2 protein-coding genes are annotated in these 2,615 nt (G+C 54.3%); both read left to right on the top strand.

Annotation, left to right across the window (positions count from 1 at the left end; translation table 11 throughout):
• Window positions 1–1,300 (top strand): AHH domain-containing protein (locus AC097P_RS23255; protein ID WP_479612815.1); only part of this gene is annotated, 1,300 nt, incomplete at its 5' end.
• Entirely contained in the window at window positions 1,297–1,839 is a 543-nt protein-coding gene (locus AC097P_RS23260) for an imm11 family protein (protein ID WP_479612816.1), read from the top strand. The genes AC097P_RS23255 and AC097P_RS23260, both read left to right, overlap by 4 nt.
• The last annotated feature ends 776 nt before the right edge of the window (window positions 1,840–2,615 follow it).

The raw sequence follows: 2,615 nt of genomic DNA on the forward strand, positions 1-2,615 counted from the left end.
GACGGACAACACCTGGTATGCCGGCGACAGCACTACGCACAATGACGCCAACCTGATTGGCGGACTCAAGCTAAGTACCAGCGGTCCGGGTTTGCGCGCGGGCGGGTTAGTAGGCGGAAGCTTCGATGTGGATGATAGCGGAACGGGTCCAAACGCCTATGCGCTGAATACACCTGTCGGCAAAAACCTTGACTTTGCGGATGGTCATATCCTGACGGCCAACGGTGAGTTTAAGACTCCCGGGATCGAGGTTAAACCTTTGATCGTGCCTAGTCCGGTCGATACCATCAGCACGGCGGTTTACCCCAAGGATTACGCATACGTGGCGGGTCTACAAGGGTCTATTCCAGAAGGTGGGTATGAGAATTTGCGCTTGGCACGAAATGTCGAAACGCTGGCTCCTAATCTGACACCAACACTATTGGACGGTCGTACTGGTGTGGGCGTTCCATACGTGGATCAGGCCGGGCAGGTGTTCTATCAGACGTTTGATGCGGATGGCAACAAAGTGGGGTGGGTCACTCTGGCTACGCCGAGTGCGGCTTTATCCTTGCCGGTGTTGGCACGTCTTGCCCCAGTTGCGGAAAGTATCTTGGCTACTGAGGTCGCAGTCGGGCCATTTCCGATGAAGCTAATCGCAACCGCAAGTCTGGGAGGTGTCGCACTTTGGACCACGACACGCTTTGTGGGCGACTCCCCTAACTACGGTGGGAACATCATCGATCCCATCCCGCCCATGCCGCCGAGCGGGCCGCTGGTAACGCCAGCCGACACGCGCCAAGGTCCCATCGTCACCGGCTATCCTGCGGCGCAACCTACATTGCCGGTTTTAGAAGGTTTGCCCATAACACCGCCAGACAACTACGGGCCGGTCGGTGGCGGGTTTCCAGCCGGGGGCGTCACGGACCAGCCCAACGTGATGTTGAAGAGGCCGTCTGATATCTTGGGCGACAACCTTGAAGCGGCAGGTCAGACCCGCCCGGCCGGCAGTGCGGCGCACCATATCGTGCCTTATGGCGACTGGCGCGCCCAGAACATACGCGACCTGCTCAACAACCTGGGTATCACGGATTTGAACTCCGCTGATAATGGAGTTTTTCTTCCGCAGGTGCCGGGCAGCACCGCACCGGGGGCGTATCACCCGAGTTTGAATAGTGATGCGTATTACAAGCAGCTGGAGCAAGATTTCCTGGGCGTGAATACAAAGAATGATGCCCTAGATGTGCTTGGCCGCATTCGCAACCAACTGCTCAACGGCACCTATCCTGGCTCCAAACCCGTACCTCCCAAGAAACCATGAAACTCTTTAAATTGGATTCCGACTTAGATGTGTGCTGCGCTTTTCTGTTCAGGGATGGGGAAGACGTTCACCTTTGGGATGGCCGATTTGAAGGCACCCCACGCAGCGAGGGCTATCCCATTCCAAAAGGTAGGCGGGGTGAGGAGCGAATCGATGGGCCGTTGCCTGACTTCACTCACTTTGGCCTCGCTTATCCTACCTTCTCGGCCCGTGCCATCGAAGCCCTTGGCAGCTTGCTCATCCCGTATGGCGAATTTGCCGCAATCGAGATGAACGAACCGATGCACTACTTTGCCTTCAACGCCACGACTATCGTCGATATTCTTGATGAAGAAAAATCGGAAATCGCCCGATTCAGAAGCGGCGGGGTAATGGCAGTGGACCGGCACGTACTGATGGAGTCGGTAACTAGCCTGTCATCGATATTCAAGATCCCGCAGACCCGGCGAAACACCATTTACGTCAACGAACAGTTCGTGCATGCAGTGCAGCAACATCAGCTAACCGGGTTTCGTTTCGACTTGCTACTTGCTGTTTGAGTGTTAGGCTATGTGCTACCCATTTGTCCGCTCAGCGACCTGCATCATTTTTCGGCCCTGGCATTTAGTGACCGATCAATCCTATGAGAGTCTATTCAATAAGCCCACGCGACGACGGTCAACTTTTCGAGGAGGATGACATTCGGCATTGTGAAGTTCTTCGCACTCTTGGCAAGGGGCAATCCTTCGAGGGGGAATGGCCGTCAATGCATGTGAAGAAGCTATTAAAGCCCAGAAAGCGTAAGACGGAGCCACTATGCGACATAACAAATATTGCTTCGAACGTTAACGTACCCGCAATGAGTGCGCGAGCGAAAAGCATCATTGAACCTCGTTTGGGCCGAAACGGCGAGTGGCTTCCCCTTGCCTTCCCGGAGTGTGAGTACTGGCTGTTGAACATCCTGCGGGTATCGGAGGCGTTGGACGCAGATCGTTTAACTGTCAAAAGATTTTCACATGGGCCTGTTAGTGATATTGAAACCTTCGCCTTTAAAGCGGACTTGATAGGAGGGTGTAAGCAAGTTTGTGTAAACGGTTTCCTGTCCGTATGCTTGGAACCTTTACAAAAGCGACCCCGCCAAAATCTACGAAGGCATGCAGGCCAACAACATAGGAGTAAACCAGGCCGCCCAGTTTTTAGGGCCGGCATACCGGAAGTGTGCACACTGACGCGGGGGATGACCTGGTCATTCATGATGTCTACAAGTCCCAAGAAGTAGTACACCGAGAACCCCAGACCCGAGCAGAATTCGATGCTTCAATAGAAAACTGGATGC

This window comes from Rhodoferax sp. ZS1R8 (genome assembly GCF_056521325.1).